Here is a 24,609-nt window from a genome sequence, read left to right on the forward strand (position 1 = left end):
GCTACAGCGCACGATTCGTGCAATCAGAAGATCAGAACTGGTGTCGCAGTCCCACGGTGACCGCGACCTGCGTGCCCGTCGACGATGGCGAGAGGGTATTGATCATCGCATCTGCGAGCACGGAATCCGCCGGCGCGCCATGAACATGCTGATAGACGCCTTCCAGGTACACGTCGGTACGCTTGCTCAACGAATAGTCGGTCTGCAGCATGACCGAATTCCATTTTGGAGAGGCTTTCGTGGCCCCCTGGTTGTAAGCACCGTCAGTGAACGTATAGGCACCGGATACGCTCCACGCAGACGTCACCGAGTAGTGTGCGTTCACCTCGTAATTGTCCAATCGCAGATTGCCGCCAAGCGGCAGATAGCTGCCGAGGCCCAGCGAGATGACGCCCGCCATGTTGTCGATCTGAGTATGGCTCCACACGAATCCGACAGTTGCGGGGCCGAACGTGTAATTGCCGCCGGCGCCCCAGATACGCTGGCGCTCCGCGATGAAGTTCGCGCTGCCGTCGCCCTGCGCGATTGCCCCATTCGGATTCGTGCCCGATAAGCCGCCGCCTGCGTTATTGAACTGCAGGTATCCGCCAGCAAGATTCACTGGGCCCTGCGCATAACCTACGCTAAAGCCGTACGCGCGATTGTCAGCGAATCCTCCCGCCTTGTTGCTGAACGAATACATGCCTTCGAACGTCACGCCGGCATAGGTCGGGCTCACATACTTGACCGAGTTGTTGACGACTACCGAATCAGCCGCCAGGTTGTCGTTCTCGAACGGGTGTGCGGCGAGGTTGCCGCCCCACGTGTTGCTGCCCGCGGAGATCGGTCCGAGCTGGTCGTTCAGCACGTCGAACTGGCGGCCCAACGTCACGGTGCCGAGATTGTCGCTTTGCAGCCCAACCCAGGCCTGAGAACCGAAGGCGTCACCCGGAAAAGCCTGGCTACCGTTGTTTAGATTGAAGCCCTGCTCGAGTTTGAAGATCGTACGAACACCACCTCCCAGATCTTCAGTACCCTTGAGGCCGAACACCGTATTCTGCGTGGAGCTGGTCGCCATTTGCCAATTGCTATGACCGACCTGGTTGTTGGTATAGATGAGTCCCGTGTCGATAAGACCGTACAGGGTCACGCTGTTTTGCGCATACGCGGAAACCGAAAATGCGCCCAAGACCCCGATTGCCACCAAGGTTTTTTTCATGCCTTTATGTCCCATTTGCGATTGCAGAAAAATAGAACAGCTCTTTTTGATTGGAGTTCCATCCGGCACATTCCACGTGGGATGGTCAACTCGCACCGATCTGCTTCTAAATCGAAATGCGCTTTCCAATCGCATCAAACAAGCAGAATAGCCACTAGCTGACCGGCGGTCGCAATCACGATCGCCAGATCAACCGGATTGGCCAGAAGAAATCCGAGAAAATCTGAATCGGCGGAGCGCGTGCGCCACATCCCGACAAAGCCGACCGACAGAATCAGCCCGAATAAAAAGTCGAACCCGAATCCTGCGGCAAGCCATCTGTTATGCCTGACGACATGTTCGGCGAATGCGAACATTGCCAAAAAGGCGATTTGCGACATGAGAACAACCAGTACGACAACATGCTGCTGATTATTCTTTTTCATCGGCTGGCGGAAATCCGGTTGCTCGGACCCGGCACGACCTCCTCGCTCGTCCGGGCGTGCTTCGGCAGTACCGGCGGCCACCCCAGCGAACGGAAAGTGACCGTCGTCCCCGCTCCATCCGCGGCGCAACCGTTATTCGACCGCCTCGCCATGCAGGACCAGGTCCAGTCCTTCGCGCTCTTCTTCCTCGGCGACACGCAACCCCATCACTGCGTCGATTGCCTTGAGCAGAACAAACGAGACCACCCCGCTGTAGATCAGCGTCGTCGCGACACCCTTGAGTTGCAGCATCACGTCACCGTCCGCGCCGCCGATGTCCTTGACCGCGAACACGCCGGTCAACAGCGCGCCGACGATCCCGCCCACGCAGTGCACGCCGAATGCGTCGAGCGAATCGTCATAACCGAGCTTGTGCTTGAGCCACGTGGCCGCCCAGAAGCAGACCACACCCGCGACGATACCGATCACGAGCGCCCCGAGCGTACCGACGAAGCCCGACGCCGGCGTAATCGCCACCAGACCCGCGACCGCGCCCGACACGATACCGAGCACCGACGGCTTGCCCTTGGCCGCCCATTCGGCGAACATCCACGCGAGCGCCGCCGCGGCGGTCGCCACCTGCGTCGCGAACATCGCGAAGCCGGCACGGCCGTCCGCTGCCACAGCCGAACCCGCGTTGAAGCCGAACCAGCCGACCCACAGCATCGCGCCACCGATCAGCGTGAGCGTCAGGTTGTGCGGCGCCATCGCTTCCTTGCCGTAGCCGACGCGCTTGCCGAGCACCAGACAGCAGACCAGGCCCGCGATACCGGCGTTGATGTGCACCACCGTGCCGCCCGCGAAGTCGAGGATGCCCGCGCTAGCCAGCCAGCCGCTCGGCTCCCACACCATGTGCGCGATTGGCGAGTAGACGATGATCGACCACAGCGTCATGAACACCAGCATCGCCGAGAACTTCATGCGGTCCGCGAACGCACCGGTGATCAGCGCCGGCGTGATGATCGCGAAGGTCATCTGATAGACGAAGTAGACCGTCTCGGGGATCGTCGGCGCGAGGTGGCTGACGGTCAGCGTCGTGGCCTTGTCGCCCTTGATGTAGTTCATGCCCGTCATGAATACACGCGAGAAGCCGCCGATGAACGAGCCGCCAGGCGTGAACGCGAGGCTGTAGCCCACCACGGTCCAGACGATCGTCACGACACAGGTGATCGCGAAGCTTTGCATCAGCGTCGCGAGCACGTTCTTCTTGCGGACCATGCCGCCGTAGAACAGCGCGAGACCCGGGATCGTCATGAACAGCACCAGCGCGGTGGAGGTCAGCATCCACGCGGTGTCGCCGGAGTTGATCTTCGATGAATCGACCGAGAACGGTGCGGTTGGGGTGGCCGGTGCCGATGCAGCGGCATCCGCCGCGGCCGGTGCTGCTGGAGCCGCGGACGCTTGCGCGACCGGCACGGAGGCGGCCGCGGGCGCCGAGGCGTCTTGCGCGAATGCGGAGCCCAGCCCGCCGGCGAGCAATGAGCCGGCCATCAACAACGTCATCAACAGTTTGCGCATCTCTCTTTCCTCTTATCCCAGTGTTTTTTATAGGGCGTCGGCGCCGGTCTCGCCGGTGCGGATCCGGATCACCTGTTCGATCGGCGTCACGAAGATCTTCCCGTCACCAATCTTTCCGGTACGCGCCGCACGCTCGATCGCCTCGATAGCCTGATCGACGATGTCGTCCGGGACGGCGACCTCGATCTTCACTTTCGGCAGGAAATCGACGACGTACTCCGCGCCCCGATACAGTTCGGTGTGCCCTTTCTGACGCCCAAAACCCTTGACCTCCGTAACCGTGATTCCAGAGACGCCAAGCGATGACAAGGCTTCTCGAGCCTCATCAAGCTTGAATGGCTTGATGACTGCACTGATTAGTTTCAATTTGCCTCTCCGTTGAACGTCGATCCCGATGTTGGCCGCGAATGACCGTGGCTCAGCGCGGAGACGTTCAAAGCAACTGTCATGCCATTCGCACGGCAGGTACTGGAGCGGGGAGTTATCGACGGAGCCGCGCTTCGGGTCCTATGTCGCTCGGATGGATGTTGTGAGGAACGGAGCGGGATTGGGCAGCTGACCTGTCAGAAGGCTTCTTGGCGGAATTCGGCGTACGGACTGGATGTACCGAGGCACCATGTGCGAGCGCGGTTTCCCGTCGTCCGCCCAATCGGGGGCATATGTGCACGGTTCTGTCGCTTGCGATTACACATTCATTAAACCAGGCTTTCAGGGTGCCCTCGCGTGCCCGACGCTCGCGAGTGTCTAACAGGTCGAGCGCGACTCCGCCGTGATAACGTGCAAAGACATCGCGACTCGAACAGGAACAGATCAGGATGATTTCGCATGTTTTCGTTGGGGTTAATGACTTTGACCGTGCGTTGAAGTTCTATTCGGTCGTCATGAGCGAGTTGGGACATCGACTGAAGTTTTGCGAGCCAGATAAACCGTGGGCTGGTTGGATGGCTGAGGGTATGCCGCGTCCGCTTTTCCTTATCGGCAGGCCATATGACGGCAACGCAGCAGAACACGGAAACGGCCAAATGGTGGCATTGCTTGCGCCTGATCGTCGTTCAGTGGACAACGCATACGCTAGCGCGCTGGCAAACTCAGGTTCTTGCGAAGGTCCTCCCGGCTTGCGAGCACACTATCACCCGGACTATTACGGGGCGTACTTCCGCGACCCGGAGGGAAACAAGATTTGCGTTTGTTGTCACGATCCTGCGGCGTAACTATTCCAGCAGCTTCCGGAATGCTCCCGCCGATACGGTCGCGAGAGCGAGCCACGCGCACGTGCTTTGGAAAAACGCTCTAAAGAATACTGTCCAACGCCTTGGCGAGCCTGGCGACCACGCCTTCGACGTCATGCAGTTTGTCCAGGCCAAATAAACCGACGCGGAAGGTTTTGAAGTCTTCTGGCTCGTCGCATTGAAGGGGAACACCGGCCGCGATCTGCAAGCCGGCATCGGCGAATTTCTTGCCGGATCGTATGCCGTCATCGTCCGTATAGCAGACCACGACGCCAGGAGCCTGAAAACCTTCAGCCGCCACGCTTTTGAAACCTTTGTCAGTCAGGAGTGAGCGAATGCGCTTGCCGAGTTCAAGCTGCTCAGCTCTGACTTTCTCGAAGCCATATGCCTCGGTTTCCTTCATGACGTCGCGCAGCGTCGCGAGACTGTCCGTGGGCATCGTGGCGTGATACGCGAATCCGCCGTTCTCGTAGGCTTCCATGATCTGCAGCCATTTCCCAAGATCACAAGCGAAACTGGTGCTGGTCGTTGCGTCGATTCTTTCGCGGGCGAGAGGGCTGAGCATGATCATTGCGCAGCAGGGTGACGCGCTCCATCCTTTTTGCGGTGCGCTGATCAGGACATCGATGCCACTGGCCTGCATGTCCACCCAGACCGTACCGGAGGCGATGCAATCGAGTACAAACATGCCGCCGACGGCATGCACCGCGTCGGACACCGCGCGCAAGTAGGCATCAGGCAACATCATCCCGGATGCGGTTTCGACATGCGGCGCAAAGACCAGATCCGGCTTGTTTTCCTTGATCGCAGCGACGACTTCTTCGATCGGAGCCGGTGCATATGCGGCCTGCCTACCTCGTTCGACCGGACGCGCCTTCAGCACCATCGATTCAGACGGAATGTCGCCCATGTCGAAAATCTGCGACCAGCGGAAACTGAACCAGCCATTGCGGATGACCAGACACTTCCTGTTCGTCGCGAACTGCCGGGCGACGGCTTCCATGCCGAAAGTCCCGCTGCCCGGGACGATCACGGCCGACTTCGCGTTGTAGACTTTTTTCAGGGCGCCGGAAATATCGCGTACGACTCCTTGAAAGAGCTGCGACATGTGATTGATCGATCGGTCGGTGTAGACGACCGAATATTCGAGGAGTCCCTCGCGGTCGACATCGGGAAGTAAACCTGGCACGTTCGCCTCCGGTAATTGACGGGTAAAAGAATCGAAAACAGATTCTAACGAAAGCCGCCTGCAACGGTATCGGCCGAGACGTCCCCGCCCTTCTTCGATCGCTGTCGCCCCAAAGATGGCGCCGCTCGCCTCCTCCCGACTGCTTCTCAGGGGAAGATCGGCGTCGTGGGCTCCGCGCCCTCGATATCGGCCTTCGGAAAATGCTGCGCGACCATCTGCTCGATCTCCTGCTCGCGCGATCCAGGCACGTCGGCCATGATCAGGAGCTGGCCGTCACGGATGGCGTCCCGAAAGCGCTCGAGTCGTGCATTCGGTTCGGAGACGCCGATCATCGCGGCCGTCCAGGCCCCGAAGCCGGCACCCGCCAACGTCAATGCGATGACGGCTCCGCCCGCAATCGCGAGCTCCGCGGGAGGAAACGCCAGCGCCACGAGGCCGACAAGCGCTCCGGTCGCACCGCCGAGCGCCACGCCTCGTTCGAGCGAGTGCACGACGTCGCTGCTCTGCAGCAAAGTTGCCTCGGGTAACGGTTCGAGTGCGACGCTGTGATTCGCGAGAACATGGAGATGTCGCCATGTGATCCGCGTCCGCAGCAAGTCGTCTACGATCGCCTTCGCCGTCGACGTGTCAGATGCGAGGAAATAAAGACGTCTCATCTCGACCCTCCATCAATCAAGCCGTCCTCAAACGGGACGATGACGTTCATCGTACGCCTGTGGCAGGCAAAAGTTGGCTCTGGGCAGGTGCGTGCCGTGTTTGGATCGAGGGTCGCCGCTGTATGCCAGCTTACAAATTCGGAAAACTTCTCCTGGAGACATATGGTTGAGCAAAAATCTGCTGCCAGACTATTTCGCGTAGTTCCGGTAAACCATGCAGCTTTGCGGTCCACATTACGTTAGGCGTCTAAACGGAGGCAAACGATGACACGCGTTCGCGTTGCGGGCTTCACCATCTCGCTCGACGGATATGGTGCAGGCCCGAATCAAGACATCAACAATCCGCTCGGCGTTGGCGGGACGGAACTGCATCAGTGGCTAGTCCCAACACACACGTTCCAGCAAGCCTTGTTCGGCAAGGACGACGGTACGACCGGGGTTGACGATGATTTCGCCGCCCGTGGTTTTCAGAATGTCGGGGCCTGGATTCTTGGGCGCAACATGTTCGGACCCATTCGTGGGGACTGGCCGGACACAAACTGGAAAGGCTGGTGGGGAGACAATCCACCGTATCACGTTCCAGTCTTCATCTTGACCCATCACGCTCGTCCCCCCATCGAGATGGCAGGCGGCACGACGTTCCACTTCATAACAGGAGGCATCCGCGAGGCGCTCGACCGTGCACGCGAGGCCGCTGCCGGAATGGACGTGCGGATCGGCGGTGGGCCGGACACAATTCAGCAGTATCTTCGCGAGGGCCTCATCGATGATCTGCACATTGCCGTCGCGCCGGTCCTGCTCGGTCGGGGAGAATCGCTGTTCGAAGGGGTCGACTTGCGGGCTCTGAGGTACGAATGCGTTGAATTCGTAGCGTCGGAGAAGGCCACGCATGTCGTCCTAAGGCGCCAAGGGCACACGGACGCCTAAGCACTCGCTGAGGGCCTCTTGCACCGCAAACTTCAGTGAATCACACCACCGAAAGGATCGACATGGTTGCTGACCTTGCACGCTCCTGGTTGACCTGGAGCGCGCCTGCAGCCGCTGCGCAGGCCTCCGGTCGCCCGCTCGTAGCGCTGGAATCGACGATCATCGCCCACGGCATGCCCTACCCGGAGAACGTTCGCACTGCGCGCGAAGTGGAAGCCTTGATCCGTGACGCGGGTGCCGAGCCGGCGACTATCGCGCTGATCGATAAGCGAATCCACATCGGCCTTTCGGATGACGAACTGGAAACGATCGGCCGATCCGACCACGTACACAAGGTCAGCCGCCGCGACCTGCCGGCCGTGCTGGCCGGCGGCGGGCTGGGCGCCACGACCGTGGCTGGCACGATGATATGCGCGGCGTTGGCCGGCATCGAGGTCTTCGTCACCGGAGGCATTGGCGGCGTGCATCGAGGCGCGCAGGAAACCTTTGACATCTCGGCCGACCTGCAGGAACTGGCGAAGACCTCGGTGGCGGTGATCTGTGCCGGTGCGAAGTCGATCCTGGACATTGGGCTCACATTGGAATACCTGGAAACCCACGGCGTGCCGGTGCTCAGTTGCGAACAGGACAATTTTGCGGCGTTCTACACGCGTGACAGCGGCTTTCGCGCGGACTTCAGGCTGGACGACGCGGAGGAACAGGCACGGTTCATTCGCACCAAGTGGGACCTGGGCCTCGCCGGCGGTGTGGTGTTGAGCTCTCCGGTGCCGGAAGCGGCAGCGATGTCGTTCGAAGAGATCGACGCGCTGACTGGGCAGGCGCTCGACGAAGCCGCTGCACAAGGAATCACCGGCAAGGCCGTCACCCCCTTCCTGCTGGCGCGCATCAAGGCGTTGACAGGCGGGCGCAGCCTGGCCACAAACATCGCGCTCGTGAAACACAACGCCGAGGTCGGAGCAAGGCTGGCGCTAGCGTTGGCACGCTCAAAGCCCAGGACAGGCGCGGTGTAGCCTCACTGCCGTTTCGCGCGGCTGGTGATTTCCTTGACGACCACCGCGCTGGTTTCGAGCCAGTGCCGAAGCTGTTCGCCCCGCCGCTATATGAGGCGCTGGCTCGTCGATATCTGCCTCGCTGAAGTCCCAGGCGTCCAATCGGCAACGCGCGAGACACCCCCTTCTCCGCTGTTTCCCACCGGTCGACAACCGCGCCGATGGGCGGCGGCAATGCGTCGGCCGCCGCCCGGGGCGCCGAGCTCCACGAAACCAGCCCCGTGCTATCTTTGACGAATTCGACACCTTCCTCTCAGGAGGGCTCGTGGACGTCGCCGTGTGGCTGCACAGCCTCGGAATGGAGCGGTATGAACCGGTGTTTCGCGAGAACGCCATCGACGCCGACGTGCTTCGCGATCTCACCGCGGACGATCTGAAAGAACTGGGTATTGCGTCGGTCGGTCATCGCCGCAAACTGCTCGATGCCTTGACCGAATTGCGGGCGCAAACCGGGCCCCGACATAGCGCCGCGAGCCCTGGCGAGGCGAAAGGGGAACGACGGCAAGTCGCCGTCCTGTTCGCCGATCTGTGTGGCTTCACGCGGATGAGCCGTGAAGTCGACGCGGAGGAAGTACTCGCCGTGCTCGATCGCTACTTCGAGCAGGTTGACCGCACCGTCGAGCAGCATGGCGGGCACGTCGACAAGCACGTCGGCGACTGCGTCATGGCAGTATTCGGCGCGCCGGTCTCGCATGGAAATGATGTCGAACGCGCCGTGCGGTCGGCACTCGCCATCAGGGACGGGATGCCCGACCTGTCGCGTGCGCTCGGCCGCCCGGTCTGCGTGCATATCGGCATAGCCGGCGGCGAAGTCGTCGCAAGCGGCACCGGTGGCGCGACTCACAGGGAATACACCGTCACCGGCGACACGGTCAACCTCGCCTCGCGTCTCACCGATGCGGCTGAGCCGGGGAAGATCCTGATCTCGGAAAGCGTGCGACGCCCGCTGGCTGACCGCCTGGACTGTGTCGAAGGCGGCGCGCTGTCGGTCAAAGGCTTCGCGGAAGCGGTGACGGCGTGGTGTGTTGCCGGCCTTCGGCGCTCACGCCCGGGCCGGCCGTTCGTCGGCCGGCATCATGAGATGCGGCAGTTTCGATCCGTGCTCCAGTCGTGCCGCGACACCGGAGGCGGACGCACCGTTCTGCTGCGCGGTGAGGCCGGAATCGGCAAAACACGCCTGGTCGAGGAATTCGTACGCGAGGCACGGGAGTCAGGATTCCTTTCTCATACTGGCCTCGTGCTCGACTTCGGTGCGTCAACCGGACGTGGCGCAATCCAGTCTCTCGTGCGCGGCCTGTTGGCAGCCGACGGCTCAACCGACGAAGCCGCGAGTGCCACTGACGTCGAGCACGCGCTCGCCAGCGGTTTGATCGACGCTGGCGACACACTCTTTCTCGAAGATCTGGTCGATTTGCCGATGGGGTTCGAGGACCGGGCAGTCTACGAGGCCATGGACAATGAAATGCGCGTTCGCGGCCGACGCAACGCCCTGACCCGGCTAGTCCAACGCGCGAGCCGCCAGCAACCTCGGGTACTGGTCGTCGAGGATATTCACTGGTCGGACGAATCGACGCTTCGCGACCTCGCCGGACTATCGGAAACCACGGCGGGATGTCCGGCCGTACTCGTGCTGACAGTGCGGACGCACGGCGATTCGAGTGAGGAGCCGTGGCGCGTGGCGACCGGCGAACCGTATTCGCTGATCGATCTGGGTCCGCTGAGCGCCGGCGACGCGCATGCGATGGCCAGATCGTTTCCCGGGGCGCAGGCAGGTCTGGCGGGACGCTGCATCGAACGGGCGGCGGGCAATCCGCTGTTTCTCGAGCAGTTGCTGAACGATGCGCAGGACGGTGAAGGGACCGGTGTGCCGGGGTCGGTGCGAAGCCTCGTACAGGCGCGGCTGGATCGGCTTGATCCCGCCGATAAGACAGTGCTGCAGGCTGCCTCGGTGCTCGGCCAGTTGTTCGAGAAGGAGGCGGTCGATTTTCTCGTCGATGGCGGTGGCGCCGATGCTGATGCCGGCGTTGCGCTGGAACCGCTTGTGATCGGTCTGCTGTTACGACGTCAGGGCACCGGATTCATCTTCCATCACGCACTGATTCGCGACGCCATTTATGACGGGCTGCTGAAAAGCCGGCGCCGCGATTTGCATCGTCGCGCTGCACAGTGGTACGGCGAGCGCGACCTCGTCCTGCGAGCCGAACATCTCGATCGCGCGGGAGAACCCGGGGCAGCGCTCGCCTATTGCGAAGCAGCGCGCTCGCAGGCGTCGGGGCACCGCCATGAAGCCGCGCTCCGGCTTGTCGAACGAGGGCTCGATCTCGCGGATCAACGTAGCGACCGCGCCGCACTCGAGTGTCTACGGGGCAGCGTCCTGCATGACCTCGGCGACATGAAGTCGGCACTTCATGCATTCGAAAGCGCCCTCGAATATGCGACGACGGACGCGGAGCGTTGCCGCGCATGGATCGGGCGGGCCACTGTGAAGCGGATCATCGACGATCTCGACGGTGCATGGGCCGACCTCGACTACGCCGCTGCAGCCTCCCAAGGCCTGTTGCGCGAAGAGGCGCGCATTCACTTCCTGCGCGGCAATCTGTGTTTTCCCCGCGGCGATATCGACGGCTGCGTGCGTGAGCACGGACGCAGCCTTGCCCTCGCGCGCGACGCGTGTGATCCCGAACAGGAGGCGGCCGCACTCGGCGGCCTGGGCGACGGCGAGTACATGCGCGGCCGGATGATCAGCGCCCACGCGGCCTTCAGCCGCTGCATCGAACTCTGTCAATGCCATGGCTTCGGACGGATCGAGGTGGCCAACCTTCCGATGCGGGCGATCACGACGTGGTTTACCGGCGAAGCCGCGAGCGCACTCGACGCCGCGCTTGCCAGCGTCGCCGCAGCGCAGAAGGTGGGGCACCCCCGCGCACTCGCCGTCGCCCATCACGCTGCCTGGCACTGCCTGCACGATCGCGCGGAGTGGGATCGTGCGTGGGAGCACGTCGCTCCTGCGCTGCAGTGCGCGCGCGAGCTGAAATCAAGGCGCTTCGAAGGTGAAGCGCTCGCGTTTCGCGCGGAATTGCATCGGGTCGCCGGCCGTTCGCGCGAAGCGCGCGCCGATATCGAAGCGGCGCTGTCGATCAGCCGGGAAACCGGCATGAACTACCTGGGCCCCGCTTATCTCGGCGTGCTCGCGCGCACGACGGACGATCCCGTTGTCTTCGCACAGGCGCTCGCGGAAGGCGAAGCTTTGCTCGCGGCCGGAGCGGTGAGCCACAACCACTTTCTGTTTCGACGTGATGCGATAGATGCATGCATCGACCGCAAACGCTGGGATGCGGCCGCGCATCATGCTGCGGCCCTTGAAGACTATGCACGCCGCGAGCCATCGCCCTTTTCCGGATTTTTCGTGGCGCGCGCACGGGCGCTTGTCTCGTATGGAACCGGCAATCGCGATCCGGCATCGCTGAAGGAACTCCAGCGGCTACGGCAGGAGGGCAGCAGCCTGGGTTTCATTTATGCGCTCCAGGCGATCGAGGCCGCGCTTTCGGGCGAAGCCCGATAGAGGAGGATCAGGTCGCCGCGCTCACTCCTGTTGACACCGTCCAACCGTCACCGTATCTTGCAATCCAAGGTAAAGCGACATGACACGGCGGTTGTGTCTGACTGTTTTCCGTTGACCTGGCCACGACGATGAACATTGACGATCGGCTTCTCGAGAGCAAAATGATCGCGATCGAACAGGCGAGATCATGGAGTCCACGCGTCATTTCCAAGCTCGAGACTCTGATCAGGAGCGACGACGAGCTTTCCGTCTACCGGGTCAATCCGCTGGCGTTTGCGCGAGATCGCGGCATAAGCGAGGCTGAATGCATTGACCTCTTTCTTCATGCGGCGCGATACGGATTGTTCGAGATGAACTGGGACGTTCTTTGTCCGCAGTCGGGAATGGTCCTCCACAGCTTCGGATCATTGCGCACTCTCAAGACCCATTACGTCTGTGGGCTATGCGACGTTACGGGCGAAACCGACCTCGACGATTTCATCCAGGTCACGTTTTCGATATCGCCCGAACTTCGGAGGCTGACGTTCCACGATCCCGAGTCGCTTTCCGTTGAAGATTTCCACTGGAAACTGCGATTTAACGGTGACGGTCGGTTCGCCGGCCAGCAAGTCCGGTTTCTCGACTTCTTGCGAGGGCTCGTGCGCGGCCTCACGTTCCTGCCGCCAGGTTCGACGACGACCCTGCAGGCTGTTCTTGGCCCCGGTGCCTTGACGGGTGTGAATGTCGAGACGCAAGCCGCTCTCATTGTTCCGATCGCTGGTGAGCCCGCCACCTCGCCGACACTGTTGCAGGTCGGTTATGACGGTCACCGGTTTGCCCCGGCGCTCTCCGTTGTGCCGCCTGGTCCTGTCGTCATTCAAGTAAGGAATACCGGGAGCACGCGTGGGTCGCTGCTCTTGATCAATTGGCCTCCAGAGGTCGTCGCTCAGGCCATCAAGCCACCGCTCGAATTCGAACCGTATCTCTCCGGAGGGGCGCTGGTGGCGCGACAAACCTTCCGGCGCCTGTTCCGCTCGGAGAACGTTGACGAGAAGGAAGGCCTTGGGATTCGGCAAGTGACATTCGTTTTCACGGATCTCAAGGGTTCGACGGCCATGTATGAACGCATCGGTGATCTGAATGCGTACGGCCTCGTCAGACAGCATTTCGCCTTGCTTGAGATGATCGCGCAACGGTACTCCGGCGCTATCGTAAAGACGATTGGCGACGCTGTGATGGCCGTCTTTTGTCGACCAACGGACGCAGTTTCCGCGTCGTTGAGTATCGTGGAGGAAATCGGGCGCTTCAATCGCGAACGTGGAGAACCGGCGATCATCCTGAAGATCGGGGCACATTGCGGGCCGTCGATTGCGGTGACACTGAACGACAATCTCGATTATTTCGGTCAGGCCGTCAACGTCGCCGCGCGCGTGCAGTCTCTCGCTGACGCCGGGGAGATTTGCATTTCGGAAGCGCTCTATAGTGCGCCTGGGGTCCGCGACCTCCTTGATGGCCGCACGGTCGTCGAATTTGAGGCTCCGCTTCGCGGCCTCCACGGCAGGGCAAGCGTGTATCGCATCGTGTCCGAGTGGTGACGGCTTACGGCGCCGATCTTGCCTCCTCCTGGGGCTATTCTTGTTTGCTCAACATTGAACCCGACAGGTGCCGTGATGGAGAAGAACAACGCAGCCGGTTTGCTCCCTATGCACGGCGTTCAGCCGCGTTCCGAGGAAACGCTCGATCCGGACGATTGGACTGCGCTGCGGACACTCTCGCACCGCATCGTCGACGATGCGGTCGACTACCTGCGCGACGTGCGCAGCCGGCCAGTGTGGCGAAGCATGCCCGAGGAGGCCAGGGCCTTGTTCGAGCAGGCGCTGCCACGCTCCGCGTCACCAGTGGAAAGTATTTATCACGAGCTTGGCGAGAATTTGATGCCCTATCCACTGGGCAACGTACATCCTCGCTTCTGGTCCTGGTATATGGGTGCAAGCAACTTCACCGGGGCACTCGGGGACTTCCTGGCGGCAATTCAGGGTTCTAATCTGGGTGGCGGCAATCACGCGGCGGCTTTGATGGATCAGCAGGTCGTCAACTGGTGCAAGGAGATGGTTGGCTTTCCCGTTTCGGCCAGCGGCACATTGGTCAGCGGCGGCTCAATGGCAAATATCATTGCCTTGACAGTGGCACGCAACGCGAAGGCTGGAATCGACGTGCGCGAGCATGGTGTAGCCGCCATCGACCGACCGTTGCGATTTTATGGCTCGGATCAGATGCATAGCTGCCATCGTAAGGCGATGGAGTCGCTAGGGCTGGGAAACACGGCGTTGCGGCGGATCCCGACAGACGCGGCGCTGAGAATCGACGTCGCCGCTCTGCGGATTGCGGTCGCAGAGGACCGGTCAGCGGGCTTTCAGCCTGCTTGCGTGATCGCAACGGCGGGGACAGTCAACACAGGTGCGATCGACGATCTGATGGCGCTGGCGGATCTGGCCGCTGAAGAGGACGTGTGGTTACACGTAGACGGATGCATCGGCGCGCTGATTGCGATCGCACCCGACAATTCATATCGCGTTGCGGGCATTGCACGCGCTGATTCGATCGCCCTCGATCCTCACAAGTGGCTGCACGCTCCGTTCGAGGTCGGCTGCGCCCTCGTTCGCGACGCTGCCGCGCATCGAGGCGCATTCTCGGTGACACCGGAATATCTGCAACCAACAGCGCGCGGAATTGCTTCGGCCCCCTGGCTATACGAGTATGGATTACAGACGTCCAGAGGTTTCCGTGCGCTAAAAGTCTGGATGGCTCTAAAAGAGCATGGAGTCGAGAAGTTCGGCCGTCTGATCGACCAGAACATCGCGCAGGCTCGCTACCTCAGTGACCTCATCGACTCCGCGCGACACCTCGAGTTAGTCGTGCCAACCAGCATCAACATCGTATGCTTCAGATATCGCCCGGAGCAGATGGAAGAGGCGGCATTGAAGGCGCTCAACATCGAGATCATGTTGCAGCTTCAGGAAGCAGGCATCGCGGCGTTGTCCGACACAACGGTGAACGGCGTGCATTGCCTCAGGGTCGCGATATGCAACCACCGAACCCGCAAGGACGACCTGGATCTGCTGGTCAAAGAAATCGTTCGACACGGACAGCGGATTTTGCAAGGTTCACAGGGCCCAAAGGAGCCAGCATGAACATAAGCAATGCGAGCAGAATAATCGGCGCAATGTTAATTGCGGCCATCGCGAGTGGCGCGGACTATGCGAAAGCGCAACCAGGTGTAAGCGCGACGGCTGGCGCGGTCGCACAACGGGTGGCGGCCTCGGGCTCACCGCCTCGACCCAGGCCGGATACTTCGATAGTTCGCGACGTTCGCCGTGCCCTCAGGCGTGTACCGGATATGGATGATTCAGAGATTCACATCAGGGTGAGCCACGGCATCGTCACGCTCACCGGGTCGGTGCCGGAAAGCTGGCAGATCTCGCGCGCTGGCAATGCAGCAAGATCAGTGCTGGGAGTCAAGTCGGTGACGAACAGATTGACAGTGCGAGAGAGCGATGCAGCAAGCATTGGGCAACGTCTCGCGGCATCGGCCGGATAGGCTCGATGTTATTTTCATCGCTTCGGCGAAGGCGATGCTCCAAACGCGGCTGAGGTTACCGCCCCTACCGGCTTGCCGTCGCGCAAGATAGCTTCGCCACCCCACAGCATCAGATGTTCGGCGCCGTCGACCGTCAGGATCGCGAGACGCCGGCGCAGCGGCGCCTCGCGCAGACGCAGAAGGGCGTCGCGACCGCGGAAGGCGATGTCCTGGTCGAGCTTGCGGGCGAACGCCAGGCCTGCCTCGAACGGATTGCAATCCGGCGAAAGCTCGCGGCCCCAGGCCCGATAGCCTTTTCATGACGCTATCGAGCGACGACATTCGCTGCGTCTCGAGCATACTGCGTGGGCGGCAGACCGACATGACGCGTGAACGCGACGCTGAATGCGCTCGCCGAGCCGTAACCGACACGTTCCGCGATCACTGCGATGCTGACTTCGTTCCGGCGCAGCAGGCTCCTCGCGACGGCCATGCGCCACGACAACAGATACTCCATCGGTGCCACGCCGACTGCGCGGCTGAATCGATCGAAGAAAGAGGACCGTGAAAGCGCGGCGGTTTTTGCGAGTTGTGCGATCGTCCAGGGCTTGTGCGGACTCTCGTGCATATGACGGATGGCAAGCGCGAGACGGGCGTCGGCGAGGCCGCGGACGAGTCCGGGCGATGCCCCCGTCCCCGTGGCTCGCAACGCTTCAATGAAGAGCACCTCGAGCAGTCGCGCCAGCACGACCTCGCGCGCGGGCCGCTGCGCGCGCGATTCTTCCCTCACGAGCTTGACGAGCGTCGCCAGCCTGGGTTCACCGCGCACGTGCGCGAGCTTGGGCAAGAGCGAGACAAGCAAGGCCGCATCCGGCGAACCGAACGCGCAGAGGCCCGCAAGCCATTGGGCTTCTGGCGCGACCGATGCATCGCCGAAACGAAAGCTGCCGTCGGGCAGTGCCGCGGGCGCGATATCGGAGACGTCGTCATCGTCGGGCGGGTTGATGCTCGTCATCGTGAAGCTAAAAACTTCGGGCACGAGCACGAAGTCATCGGCCTGAAGAATGAGCGGCTCGCAACCATTGACGGATAGACGGAAGGAACCTTCGAGCACCACGCAATAGAACGGCTGGCCGACTTCCGTGCGGCTCGCGCGCCAGCGCCCGGCGCCGCTCAGCACTTTCGAGAACGTGGGCGTCGGCTTCAGCAATGTGACGATTTCGGCGAGCGGGTCGATCATGATCGGACGATTTCGAATGAAACCTGGACGCTCAATTGTAGCGAGTCCGGGTGGTCAGGACTTATTGTGTTGGGACTGTCACCAACCACAGGATTCGATATGAAGACCGTCTTGATTACCGGTTGCTCGTCCGGCTTTGGCCTCGAAATCACGCGTTATTTTCTGGATCGCGACTGGCGCGTTATCGCCACGATGCGCGCGCCACGCGAAGACCTCTTGCCGCGCTCCGATCGTCTTTCGATTCTCGCCCTCGACGTGAAGGACCCGCAAAGCATTCGCGCCGTCATCGATGCCGCCGGTCGGATCGACGTGCTCGTCAACAATGCGGGTATCGGTTTTCTGAACGCGCTCGAAGGAACGCCGATGGACACCGTGCGCGATATCTTCGAGACCAATACGCTCGGTACCATTGCGATGGCGCAGGCCGTGTTGCCGCAGTTCCGCGAGCGCCGCGAAGGTGTGGTCATCAATGTGACGTCGACCGTCACCTGCAGACCGCTGCATTTGCTGTCGGTCTACACCGCGAGCAAGTCCGCGGTCAACGCGTTCAGCGAATCGCTCGCGCTCGAACTGGAGCAGTTCAATGTGCGCGTGCGTGTCGTGCTGCCGGGACGCGCGCCTTCCACCCGCTTCGGCGAGAACGCGCAGGCACGTATGAAAGACGGATTCGCCGAGCCGTACGGCGCGCTCGTGGAGCAGATTTTCGCAAACTGGCAGAAAGAAACGGCCGTCACGCACGCATCGGATGTCGCCGAAGCGGTTTGGCTCGCAGCGACCGATTCATCGAGCCCGTTCAACATCCCCGCCGGCGAGGACGCTGTCGAGTGGTACAACGCGGGCGCTAAATAGCACGAGTAAAAATCGCGGAGGTGAAAGCCTCGGGCCTCAGACCTGGCCGATGCCGCCGTCATTCATCAAATCCGCGCCCGTCATATAGGAACTCTGTTCGGAGGCGAGAAAGAGTGCCGCGCTGGCCATCTCGTCGGCGCGGGCGAGTCGACCGATCGGGACCATGCTCTTGTACATGCTCACCAGATCCTCGCGTGTCGCCGACTGGGAGTCGAGAATCGGGGTGTCGGTCACACCAGGGCTAAGCATGTTGACGCGAATGCCGCGATCCTTGAATTCGGCGGCCCACGTGCGAGCATAAGAACGCAACGCGGCCTTGGTCGCCGCGTAGGCGGTATGACCAGGGATGCCCATGACGTGCATGGCCGACGAAACCAGGATGATCGACCCGCCACCTGTCATCATCGGCAGCAGCTTCTGCACCAGAAATACCGGGCCGCGCGCCATGAGGTTGAATGCCTTGTCGAAATGCTCAGGCGTGATGGTGTCGATCGAAGCCTGCTCGGTAAAGCCCGCGTTCGACACGATGATGTCGACGACGCCTTTTTCGTCCCTGACTGCCGCAGCGACACGGTCGAGGTCATCGAGATTCGCGGCGTCGGCCTGAAGCGCGGTAACGTTGCGTCCGAGCAGTTTGACGGCCTCGTCGAGCTGGCCTTGGCGCCGACCGAAGATAAAGACGTGAGCACCTTCGGTGACGAATCGCCTGGCGATCGCCAGGCCGATACCGGTCGTTCCGCCGCTAATAACCGCGATCTTCCCTGTGAGAGTAGACATTGAAGCTTCTGCCTGTTGGTGAATGGAAGTGACATCGTAATTGCGGCCCCTGCGAATGATAATCGGCGGATTTATCATAAGATCCATTCACCGAGAGAATAGATCGCACGAGAGAAATACAATGGATCGGTTTCACGAATTGAACGCCTTCTTCGCCGTGGTTGAAGCGGGTGGCTTTTCCGCCGCGGCGCGCAGAACCGGCGAGTCACAGTCCGCGATCAGTAAGTCGATCGGCGCGCTGGAAAAGCGCCTTGGCGTGCTGCTATTCAATCGAAGCACACGCAGCGTGACCCTGACGGATCAGGGGCAGAAATACTACGAACGCACCAAGCCGTTGCTGGACGAGATTGAGGTGGCCGACAGCGAACTGACCAGCAGCACGCTGGATGTCTCGGGGCTTGTCCGGATCGCCTCTGCCTCTACGTTCGGTCGCCTGCACGTCGTTCCGCTCATTCCCGAGCTGCTGTCGCGCTATCCTGGTCTTCGGGTCGATCTCGTGTTGTCGGATTTCGTACGCGATATGGTAGAGGATCGAATCGATCTCGCGATTCGAGTGGGCTCCGTCAACGACCCGGATTCGGTCGTGAAGCGGATTGCCAGCACCCCGCTGGTCTGCGTCGGATCGCGTCGCTATTTCGAGCAATACGGTGTTCCGAAGGATCCTACCGAACTCGCCAATCACAATTGCCTGCTCTACGGCGGTCTGATGGAGTCGGCAAACTGGCCGTTTCATGGGCCACGAGGCCGATTCAGCGTACCGGTGCGAGGCAACCTGTCGTCGAATAGCGTCGAGACAATACGATCGGCCGTGCTCGCAGGCGTGGGAATCGGCCTCTTCGCGAAGCTCTCGCTCGCCGACGAACTCAAGCACCCCGACATTGTGACCGTGCTGGACGACTTCATTCGCGACGCCCGTGATGTCAGCATCATCTGGCCGAGGCGTCGTTTCGTGCCTGCGCGCGTGCGCAGGGTGACTGACTTTTTTGCGGCTGCGCTTCCGCAGCGCTTGTAGGATCGCGACGTCCGTGAACTAAAAGATGGCCGGCGGCACTGCGTGCATCTGAATCAGTCGATTCCGGCGCGCACTTCAAACGCCGTACGTCACGCAATGTTCGCGAGCGGCGCGCGTCGAGTGCCTGCGTCGCTCGACATCGAATCCCGCACATGACGCGCGAATTCCAGTGCCGCGGGCTGAACCGTCGCGGGCAATCGCAGACAGATCGCGAACGGAGGCAGTGCAGGCAAGCCGCTGACTCGAAACGTGAGCGTCTCCAGATCGGCCGGCACCGTGGAGGCGAGCCAGGCCGTGATCGCGAGGCCCGCGCGCACCGTTGCGGCGGTCGCCTCGATGTTTCCGCTCTCGAACACCGTGCGCCACGCAATGCCCTCGTCCGCGAGCGCGCCGAGCACCACCGGACGGAAAGCACAACGCTCGTCTACCATCGACAGCGGCAACGGCCGCTTCTGCCATGCATCACTGCCGCGCCCCTTGACCCACACCAACGGCTCGATGCAGACCACTTCACCTTCGGCTTCGCTTGCGACATATTCGACCAACGACACGTCAACGCGACCGCTATTCACCGCTTCGCTCAGCTCTGGGGACGCCGCGCACACCAACGAAATTTCGACGTGCGGATGCGCCTCGGCGAATGCCTTCATCGCGGGCGCGAGCCGCGTCACGAGATCGTAAGGCACGCCCACACGCAAGGCGCCGCGCAACGGCTGGCCGGTCATGTCGGCCCAGATTTCATCGTTCAGCCGCAGCAGCTTGCGCGCCTTCACGAGAAACTGCTCGCCCTGGTGCGACAGTTCCAGCCGGCGCGTCTTGCGAACGAATAGAAGGCAATCCAGCACATCTTCGAGGCGCTTCACCTGTTGGCTCACGGCGCCTTGCGTCATGTGCAGCAGATTCGCGGCGACCGTCATGCTGCCGCTATCGGCGACGGCAACGAAGGTGCGGACCAGATCGAGGTCGAGGTTTCGGCTCATCTATGCATTATGCGGCGTAATGTACCGCATCAATATTATTAGCTTTCACGATGCTTTGACGATCCGTACAGTGCAAATTCACTGATCCGAATGTGCACCGATGACCTCGATTCTGCCGCTTCTGCTCTTCGTCGCCGTCGCAACCGTGACGCCCGGCGGCGCGACCACGCTCGCCACCGCCTCAGGCGCACGCTTCGGCTTCGTACGCTCGATACCGCTGATGCTCGGCATCGCTATGGGCCTCGCCTTGCTCGCTGCGGTCGCCGCACTCGGGCTTGGCGGTCTGCTTCTCACGCTGCCGTCGCTGCAAACGGCGGTGAGGACGCTCGGCTCCGCGTATCTGCTGTGGCTCGCGTGGCGCATCGCGCGCAGCGGGCCGCCAAACGCGAGCAATGGCCCCGTGCGCCCGGTTTCGCTCGTCAACGGTTTCCTGCTGCTCTGGCTCAACCCGAAAGGCTGGGCGATGACAGTTGGCGCGGCGGCGTCTTTCGCGCTGCTCGCAAACAATCCGAACCACCTCGCGATGCTGCTCGGTGCAGCGTTCGGGGTGGCTGCGTGCGCATCGCTCGCGCTGTGGTGTGCGCTCGGCGTGCTACTCGCGCGGCTGTTTCGGACGCCGCGCCACTGGCGCATTCTCAATCTCGCGATGGGTGTGCTGCTCGCCGCATCCCTCATCCCGACCTGGAGATAAGCATGTCTTCCCATCCGTTCGCCGAATCGTTCGACCTTGAAGCCGCGTTCGCCGATGTGTCGGATCATTGGTCGCCGAAAGTTGTCGCACAGGTCAACGATCAGTACGTGAAGGTCGCGAAAGTGCGTGGGTCTGAAGCGGGAAGGGATGTCTGCTCCGCTTCCGTGTCCAGACGACGCGTGTCAGTTGTAGCCACCGAGCGCGATCGATTTTCAGAGCCATTCTTGCCGTTTCGAGCGCGCGTGGCACATCTGCTCGAGTCGACGCTGAAAGGCGATAGATCGGAGCTGTTCATAGTGTTCCCTCCGTCTTCCTGGGTTTAGAACCGGTTGATTGACTTGTGGCAGCCAGACCCTTTTGCCATCCAAAGCAAAATGGTGCTCAGTGCAGTTTGACGTGCGGCGCGGTGCTTCGACGGAGCCGATGCGCGAGGGTATTGACGATCATGCGTGCATATCCATGCAGCGCTGCAACGTGCATCCGATACAGCGACAAATACATGAAGCGAGCAAGCAGTCCGTCCACGAGCATGCTGCCGCCGATAAGACCTCCCATCAGACTCCCTACCGCATTCGCGTGCCCGAGCGACACTAGCGAGCCGAGATCGCGATAGGCAAACTCCGGAAGCTTTTGCCCCTCGATGCGTCGCGCAAGTGCCTTGACTAAAAACGATGCCTGCTGATGAGCCGCCTGGGCGCGCGGTGGAACATTGCGCTCGAAACCCAACCATGGACAGGCCGCGCAATCGCCGAATGCGAATATATGGTCGTCAAGATCCGTTTGAAGCGTGCGACGCACACTGAGTTGCCCCAGATGATTGACTGTCAGCCCATCGAGCGTTGAAAGCACCGCGGGTGCCTTGATGCCCGCGGCCCACACCGTGAGATCCGCACGTATCGTCTTGCCGTTTTTCGTGCGGATGAGTCCGGGCGCGACCTCCGCGACCCGCTCGCCGACCATCAACTTGACATTGAGTTTGCCCAGCAGTCCCGTAGCTGCGGTGGACACGCGTTCTTTCAACGCTGGCAGAATCCGCGGCCCAGCTTCAATGAGCACGATCCCGACGTCGTGTGTGGGGTCGAGCCTATGCAAGCCGTATGCTGAAAGTACCTTCGCCGTATTGCGCAATTCGGCGGACAATTCCACGCCCGTAGCGCCCCCGCCAACGATCGCGACCTGGACACGAGGCGCGTGATCGACGGGCATTCCACATGCACTCCGCTCACCGGCGTTTCGTTGTTGTTCGGCGCGAATGCAAGCTGAAATCAGGCGCTTTCTGAAGCGTTCCGCTTGAGCGACGTTGTCAAGCGCGAGCGAATTTTCCGCCGCGCCCGGCACGCCGAAGTAGTGCGTTGTACTACCGATGGCAAGAATCAACGAGTCGTACCCGATTCGGCGCGGCGGTACCAGTTCGGCTCCGTCGTCATCGAGCAGTGGCGAAAGCAGGACCTGCCTCGAGCCACGATCGAGTCCGACAAGTTCGCCCTGGATGAACTGGAAGCCGTGCCACTGGGCTTGCGCGGCGTACGCCAGTTCCTGTGCGAATGGGTCCAGACTTCCCGCTGCGACCTCGTGCAACAGGGGCTTCCAGATATGCGTCGGGTTGCGGTCGATCAACGTAATGGAGGCACGTTGCGCCCCGCTTCTTCGCCGACCACCATAACGATCGCCTAGCCTCGTTGCGAGTTCGATGCCACCCGCCCCTCCTCCCACGATCACAAAACGATGCATGCAGATTCTCCCTGGACGACGACGCGCGGTACGGAAATCCAACACAACGGTTGAGAACAACTATCGCAGAAGCCTGATGCCAGGAAAATCTCATAGTTCTGATGGCTGCCCTCAGGTTTTCTGATTGAGAGATCTCCTACTGACCCGCCCTCAACGGTGTACTCGCACTGTCTGGAAACCCCTCCGGGTTCACACGCACGATCCCCGAGACCCGAGGCGCGACTTCACTTCGGCGCAGTCGGCTCGCCGCGATGGCCAGGCGCTCGAACGTACTGCTGAACGCAGTTCGGCGCCTTTCCGCTCGGCGTGGTCGTCAAAGGGGTGATCGTAGGTGCCGCGCTGATGGCTGGGGGTCGTTCTTCGCCAGATCTGTGGTGATCAGGATGAAGCCATCAACGTTCAGACTTTTGGTCGATGGATTGATGCTGTCGGCAGGTATCTCATCGTTGTGGGCCTCAATGGCACGATGACTGCGTCGCCGAACTCGCTGAAACAGGCGGCATCGCAGCTAGCGAAAAGATGCCTTGCGACGCCGCCGCCTGTTCGCAGATAGCATCGCTGATGCGGTTCATTCCGTCCTTATTCTCCAATGCGCTTGAAGCTGGCGTAGTAATCGTCGGTGTAATAGCACTCGCCGGTTTGCTTGCGCGGCCCACCACATACGATCCGACGCTGCCCGCGATCCGTCGCGCCTGGTGTGCGAACCGTATAGGTGTGGTAGTAACCGCGCGGATGCTTCGGCAGCAAAGCCGCACTGTTACGAAACAAGACGCCGTCATCGCTAAACGGGAAGGGGCCGCCCGCTTTGATCAGTCGCAGAGTTTCGGCCGCCTCCGCCGGCAACTGCGCCTTGGTGACCGTGACCAGCGCGCCCGTTCCATGGGCACCTGATGCAGCGGTTGCATCGCTCGCACCCTGTACCGGCTGAACCGGCGCCGAGCTCGCGGATGCGCCCGATGCCTCAGTGGCGTTTTGCGGTCCCTGCTTGCCGCATCCGCCGAAGATCGCGCTCAATGCGACGATGCAGGAGACAGCCCACGCTCTCTTCACGAAACGGTTCTCCCTTCGTTGACCAGCACCAGACGACCTGGATAGACGTAAAGGTATCGCTAATGACGGAGCGAATCAACGTTCGATCGGAAATAGGCACTTTATCGGAATCCAGTCGTTTCCCCTATCGCGAACATTCGTCGCATGCGGCGAAAAGGCCTGCGTATACGATGAATCAACAGTCGGTTGCCGTTTGGAGCAGTCATGAAGCGGACCATCAGGATCGAATATACCGGACGCGAACTCGTGGCCGGTAGGGTCGAGATCGCTTGCTACGGCCTCTTCATTCTGGCGACCTTGATCCGGGTACTCGGCCCGTGGCTCGCGCCACAGTTCACGATGGCCTGGAGATACGCGTCCGGTCTATGCTGGGCGGCCGCGCTGGGTCTCTACTACGTCCGATACGCCGCGTGGCTTTTCCTCGCCCGAGCCGATGGCAAGCCGGATTGAAGTCCTCATCTTCCTTGAAGCGGGCGGCAAACGACATCCGTCTTAGCCGCTTCGAACGCTTCCACTTCGCCCCCACGACCGACCTTCACGATTGTGGCATGTCCATGAAGCATGGCCGCGATGCATCCGACATAGCCGATTGCACCAGGCGTTATTGTTCATGGCGTAGTCCGTCGCCGCGTTGGGCCGCGAGCGCGTGAGGCGAGAGAAGTGGCAACATGGTTGAACTCCAATCGATAACCGAGGGCGAGTCCTGCCCAATACCTGAATTGGCGACCGCGTGCTTGCAAGATACGGCGGTTCGAATCCATCGTAGACCCGCGCCTGCACGCGCGCGAGAATCGTGGTTTAACGATGGGTTTCCACGCCTGCAACGGAGTACGAAACGGCGCGCGTCAAGCAGGTTGTCGCCTCACTCATGCAGCCAGAGGCTGTTTATTTGCGCCGATCGACGCCATCTCAACGACTGAGTCACGTTCGG

At 61.3% G+C, this 24,609-nt stretch carries 22 protein-coding genes and 2 pseudogenes; 12 read left to right on the top strand and 12 right to left on the bottom strand.

All coding sequences use genetic code 11. From position 1 onward, the window contains the following. Positions 1 to 31 precede the first annotated feature (31 nt). From HDG39_RS27745 to HDG39_RS27760, 4 genes are all read right to left on the bottom strand, one after another. A complete protein-coding gene (locus HDG39_RS27745) occupies positions 32 to 1,198 on the bottom strand; it encodes a porin (RefSeq protein ID WP_184010510.1) in 1,167 nt (388 codons plus the stop codon). 134 nt (positions 1,199 to 1,332) lie between these two features. Next, entirely contained in the window at positions 1,333 to 1,704 is a 372-nt protein-coding gene (locus tag HDG39_RS27750; protein WP_260328297.1) for a hypothetical protein, read from the bottom strand. A 51-nt stretch (positions 1,705 to 1,755) separates the two neighbouring features. Continuing rightward, positions 1,756 to 3,180 carry an ammonium transporter gene (locus tag HDG39_RS27755; protein WP_184010462.1) on the bottom strand — a complete coding sequence of 475 codons (1,425 nt, stop codon included), beginning with the start codon at positions 3,178 to 3,180 and terminating at the stop codon, positions 1,756 to 1,758. 27 nt (positions 3,181 to 3,207) lie between these two features. Further along, on the bottom strand, positions 3,208 to 3,546 hold the full coding sequence (locus HDG39_RS27760) for a P-II family nitrogen regulator (RefSeq protein WP_026226100.1): 339 nt from the start codon (positions 3,544 to 3,546) through the stop codon (positions 3,208 to 3,210). Positions 3,547 to 3,995: 449 nt separating this feature from the next. Here HDG39_RS27760 and HDG39_RS27765 point away from each other — a divergent pair, with 449 nt between their 5' ends. Continuing rightward, positions 3,996 to 4,391 (top strand): VOC family protein, encoded by a 396-nt coding sequence (locus HDG39_RS27765; protein WP_184010464.1) that lies wholly within the window; start codon positions 3,996 to 3,998, stop codon positions 4,389 to 4,391. 79 nt (positions 4,392 to 4,470) lie between these two features. Here HDG39_RS27765 and HDG39_RS27770 read toward each other — a convergent pair whose 3' ends face one another. Together HDG39_RS27770 and HDG39_RS27775 are read right to left on the bottom strand one after the other, a co-directional pair. Further along, the gene (locus HDG39_RS27770; protein ID WP_184010466.1) at positions 4,471 to 5,598 is read right to left on the bottom strand and encodes an aminotransferase class V-fold PLP-dependent enzyme; all 1,128 of its coding nucleotides are present in this window, start codon (positions 5,596 to 5,598) and stop codon (positions 4,471 to 4,473) included. Positions 5,599 to 5,744: 146 nt separating this feature from the next. Next, positions 5,745 to 6,254, bottom strand: a complete 510-nt coding sequence (locus HDG39_RS27775; RefSeq protein ID WP_184010468.1) for a DUF1269 domain-containing protein — start codon at positions 6,252 to 6,254, stop codon at positions 5,745 to 5,747. A gap of 264 nt (positions 6,255 to 6,518) precedes the next feature. Here HDG39_RS27775 and HDG39_RS27780 point away from each other — a divergent pair, with 264 nt between their 5' ends. The 6 genes from HDG39_RS27780 to HDG39_RS35295 all read left to right on the top strand — a co-directional run bounded on the left by HDG39_RS27780 (position 6,519) and on the right by HDG39_RS35295 (position 15,369). Further along, on the top strand, positions 6,519 to 7,181 hold the full coding sequence (locus tag HDG39_RS27780; protein WP_184010470.1) for a dihydrofolate reductase family protein: 663 nt from the start codon (positions 6,519 to 6,521) through the stop codon (positions 7,179 to 7,181). A 62-nt stretch (positions 7,182 to 7,243) separates the two neighbouring features. After that, positions 7,244 to 8,191 carry a pseudouridine-5'-phosphate glycosidase gene (locus HDG39_RS27785; protein WP_184010514.1) on the top strand — a complete coding sequence of 316 codons (948 nt, stop codon included), beginning with the start codon at positions 7,244 to 7,246 and terminating at the stop codon, positions 8,189 to 8,191. Positions 8,192 to 8,495: 304 nt separating this feature from the next. Next, positions 8,496 to 11,792 carry an adenylate/guanylate cyclase domain-containing protein gene (locus HDG39_RS27790; protein ID WP_184010472.1) on the top strand — a complete coding sequence of 1,099 codons (3,297 nt, stop codon included), beginning with the start codon at positions 8,496 to 8,498 and terminating at the stop codon, positions 11,790 to 11,792. Between the two features lie 128 nt (positions 11,793 to 11,920). Continuing rightward, on the top strand, positions 11,921 to 13,366 hold the full coding sequence (locus HDG39_RS27795) for an adenylate/guanylate cyclase domain-containing protein (protein ID WP_184010474.1): 1,446 nt from the start codon (positions 11,921 to 11,923) through the stop codon (positions 13,364 to 13,366). Positions 13,367 to 13,441: 75 nt separating this feature from the next. Beyond that, the gene (locus HDG39_RS27800; RefSeq protein ID WP_184010476.1) at positions 13,442 to 14,962 is read left to right on the top strand and encodes a pyridoxal phosphate-dependent decarboxylase family protein; all 1,521 of its coding nucleotides are present in this window, start codon (positions 13,442 to 13,444) and stop codon (positions 14,960 to 14,962) included. A 206-nt stretch (positions 14,963 to 15,168) separates the two neighbouring features. Next, entirely contained in the window at positions 15,169 to 15,369 is a 201-nt protein-coding gene (locus HDG39_RS35295) for a BON domain-containing protein (protein ID WP_260328299.1), read from the top strand. Positions 15,370 to 15,407: 38 nt separating this feature from the next. On the opposite strand, the pseudogene HDG39_RS27810 reads toward HDG39_RS35295, so the two are convergent. Together HDG39_RS27810 and HDG39_RS27815 are read right to left on the bottom strand one after the other, a co-directional pair. Beyond that, positions 15,408 to 15,665: pseudogene (locus HDG39_RS27810) on the bottom strand (glycine cleavage T C-terminal barrel domain-containing protein); the annotation flags it as partial. Between the two features lie 8 nt (positions 15,666 to 15,673). Then, positions 15,674 to 16,588, bottom strand: a complete 915-nt coding sequence (locus HDG39_RS27815; RefSeq protein ID WP_184010480.1) for an AraC family transcriptional regulator — start codon at positions 16,586 to 16,588, stop codon at positions 15,674 to 15,676. Positions 16,589 to 16,687: 99 nt separating this feature from the next. Here HDG39_RS27815 and HDG39_RS27820 point away from each other — a divergent pair, with 99 nt between their 5' ends. Then, positions 16,688 to 17,437 (top strand): SDR family oxidoreductase, encoded by a 750-nt coding sequence (locus HDG39_RS27820; RefSeq protein WP_184010482.1) that lies wholly within the window; start codon positions 16,688 to 16,690, stop codon positions 17,435 to 17,437. A 36-nt stretch (positions 17,438 to 17,473) separates the two neighbouring features. On the opposite strand, the gene HDG39_RS27825 is transcribed toward HDG39_RS27820, so the two are convergent. Next, complete coding sequence (locus HDG39_RS27825) at positions 17,474 to 18,214, bottom strand: SDR family NAD(P)-dependent oxidoreductase (RefSeq protein WP_184010516.1); 741 nt, start codon at positions 18,212 to 18,214, stop codon at positions 17,474 to 17,476. 121 nt (positions 18,215 to 18,335) lie between these two features. Here HDG39_RS27825 and HDG39_RS27830 point away from each other — a divergent pair, with 121 nt between their 5' ends. Next, positions 18,336 to 19,226: a LysR family transcriptional regulator gene (locus tag HDG39_RS27830; protein WP_184010485.1), complete on the top strand. Its 891-nt coding sequence runs from the start codon at positions 18,336 to 18,338 to the stop codon at positions 19,224 to 19,226. Between the two features lie 89 nt (positions 19,227 to 19,315). Here HDG39_RS27830 and HDG39_RS27835 read toward each other — a convergent pair whose 3' ends face one another. Continuing rightward, positions 19,316 to 20,206: a LysR substrate-binding domain-containing protein gene (locus HDG39_RS27835; RefSeq protein ID WP_184010487.1), complete on the bottom strand. Its 891-nt coding sequence runs from the start codon at positions 20,204 to 20,206 to the stop codon at positions 19,316 to 19,318. A 100-nt stretch (positions 20,207 to 20,306) separates the two neighbouring features. On the opposite strand from HDG39_RS27835, the gene HDG39_RS27840 reads away from it, so the two are divergent. Both HDG39_RS27840 and HDG39_RS27845 read left to right on the top strand, forming a co-directional pair. Next, positions 20,307 to 20,897 (top strand): LysE family translocator, encoded by a 591-nt coding sequence (locus tag HDG39_RS27840; RefSeq protein ID WP_184010489.1) that lies wholly within the window; start codon positions 20,307 to 20,309, stop codon positions 20,895 to 20,897. A gap of 2 nt (positions 20,898 to 20,899) precedes the next feature. Next, positions 20,900 to 21,028, top strand: a pseudogene (locus HDG39_RS27845) (cupin domain-containing protein); the annotation flags it as partial. Between the two features lie 250 nt (positions 21,029 to 21,278). Here HDG39_RS27845 and HDG39_RS27850 read toward each other — a convergent pair. Further along, the gene (locus HDG39_RS27850) at positions 21,279 to 22,628 is read right to left on the bottom strand and encodes an NAD(P)/FAD-dependent oxidoreductase (protein ID WP_184010491.1); all 1,350 of its coding nucleotides are present in this window, start codon (positions 22,626 to 22,628) and stop codon (positions 21,279 to 21,281) included. Between the two features lie 579 nt (positions 22,629 to 23,207). Then, positions 23,208 to 23,678, bottom strand: coding sequence for a ribonuclease (locus HDG39_RS27855; RefSeq protein WP_184010492.1), 471 nt, complete (start codon positions 23,676 to 23,678; stop codon positions 23,208 to 23,210). Positions 23,679 to 23,882: 204 nt separating this feature from the next. Between HDG39_RS27855 and HDG39_RS27860 the strand changes: the two genes are divergently transcribed. Beyond that, on the top strand, positions 23,883 to 24,128 hold the full coding sequence (locus HDG39_RS27860; RefSeq protein WP_260328301.1) for an NnrS family protein: 246 nt from the start codon (positions 23,883 to 23,885) through the stop codon (positions 24,126 to 24,128). Positions 24,129 to 24,609: the final 481 nt, after the last annotated feature.

It is taken from the genome of Paraburkholderia lebeckiae (assembly GCF_014201005.1).
Classification (GTDB): domain Bacteria; phylum Pseudomonadota; class Gammaproteobacteria; order Burkholderiales; family Burkholderiaceae; genus Paraburkholderia; species Paraburkholderia tuberum.

Coding starts and splice junctions, on each gene's coding strand:
- HDG39_RS27860 (WP_260328301.1), top strand. CDS start 23,883: ATGAAGCGGACCATCAGGATCGAATATACCGGACGCGAACTCGTGGCC.
- HDG39_RS27775 (WP_184010468.1), bottom strand. CDS start 6,254: ATGAGACGTCTTTATTTCCTCGCATCTGACACGTCGACGGCGAAGGCG.
- HDG39_RS27835 (WP_184010487.1), bottom strand. CDS start 20,206: ATGAGCCGAAACCTCGACCTCGATCTGGTCCGCACCTTCGTTGCCGTC.
- HDG39_RS27780 (WP_184010470.1), top strand. CDS start 6,519: ATGACACGCGTTCGCGTTGCGGGCTTCACCATCTCGCTCGACGGATAT.
- HDG39_RS27800 (WP_184010476.1), top strand. CDS start 13,442: ATGGAGAAGAACAACGCAGCCGGTTTGCTCCCTATGCACGGCGTTCAG.
- HDG39_RS27755 (WP_184010462.1), bottom strand. CDS start 3,180: ATGCGCAAACTGTTGATGACGTTGTTGATGGCCGGCTCATTGCTCGCC.
- HDG39_RS27830 (WP_184010485.1), top strand. CDS start 18,336: ATGGATCGGTTTCACGAATTGAACGCCTTCTTCGCCGTGGTTGAAGCG.
- HDG39_RS27795 (WP_184010474.1), top strand. CDS start 11,921: ATGAACATTGACGATCGGCTTCTCGAGAGCAAAATGATCGCGATCGAA.
- HDG39_RS27820 (WP_184010482.1), top strand. CDS start 16,688: ATGAAGACCGTCTTGATTACCGGTTGCTCGTCCGGCTTTGGCCTCGAA.
- HDG39_RS27745 (WP_184010510.1), bottom strand. CDS start 1,198: ATGAAAAAAACCTTGGTGGCAATCGGGGTCTTGGGCGCATTTTCGGTT.
- HDG39_RS27840 (WP_184010489.1), top strand. CDS start 20,307: ATGACCTCGATTCTGCCGCTTCTGCTCTTCGTCGCCGTCGCAACCGTG.
- HDG39_RS27765 (WP_184010464.1), top strand. CDS start 3,996: ATGATTTCGCATGTTTTCGTTGGGGTTAATGACTTTGACCGTGCGTTG.
- HDG39_RS27815 (WP_184010480.1), bottom strand. CDS start 16,588: ATGATCGACCCGCTCGCCGAAATCGTCACATTGCTGAAGCCGACGCCC.
- HDG39_RS27825 (WP_184010516.1), bottom strand. CDS start 18,214: ATGTCTACTCTCACAGGGAAGATCGCGGTTATTAGCGGCGGAACGACC.
- HDG39_RS27850 (WP_184010491.1), bottom strand. CDS start 22,628: ATGCATCGTTTTGTGATCGTGGGAGGAGGGGCGGGTGGCATCGAACTC.
- HDG39_RS35295 (WP_260328299.1), top strand. CDS start 15,169: ATGGATGATTCAGAGATTCACATCAGGGTGAGCCACGGCATCGTCACG.
- HDG39_RS27785 (WP_184010514.1), top strand. CDS start 7,244: ATGGTTGCTGACCTTGCACGCTCCTGGTTGACCTGGAGCGCGCCTGCA.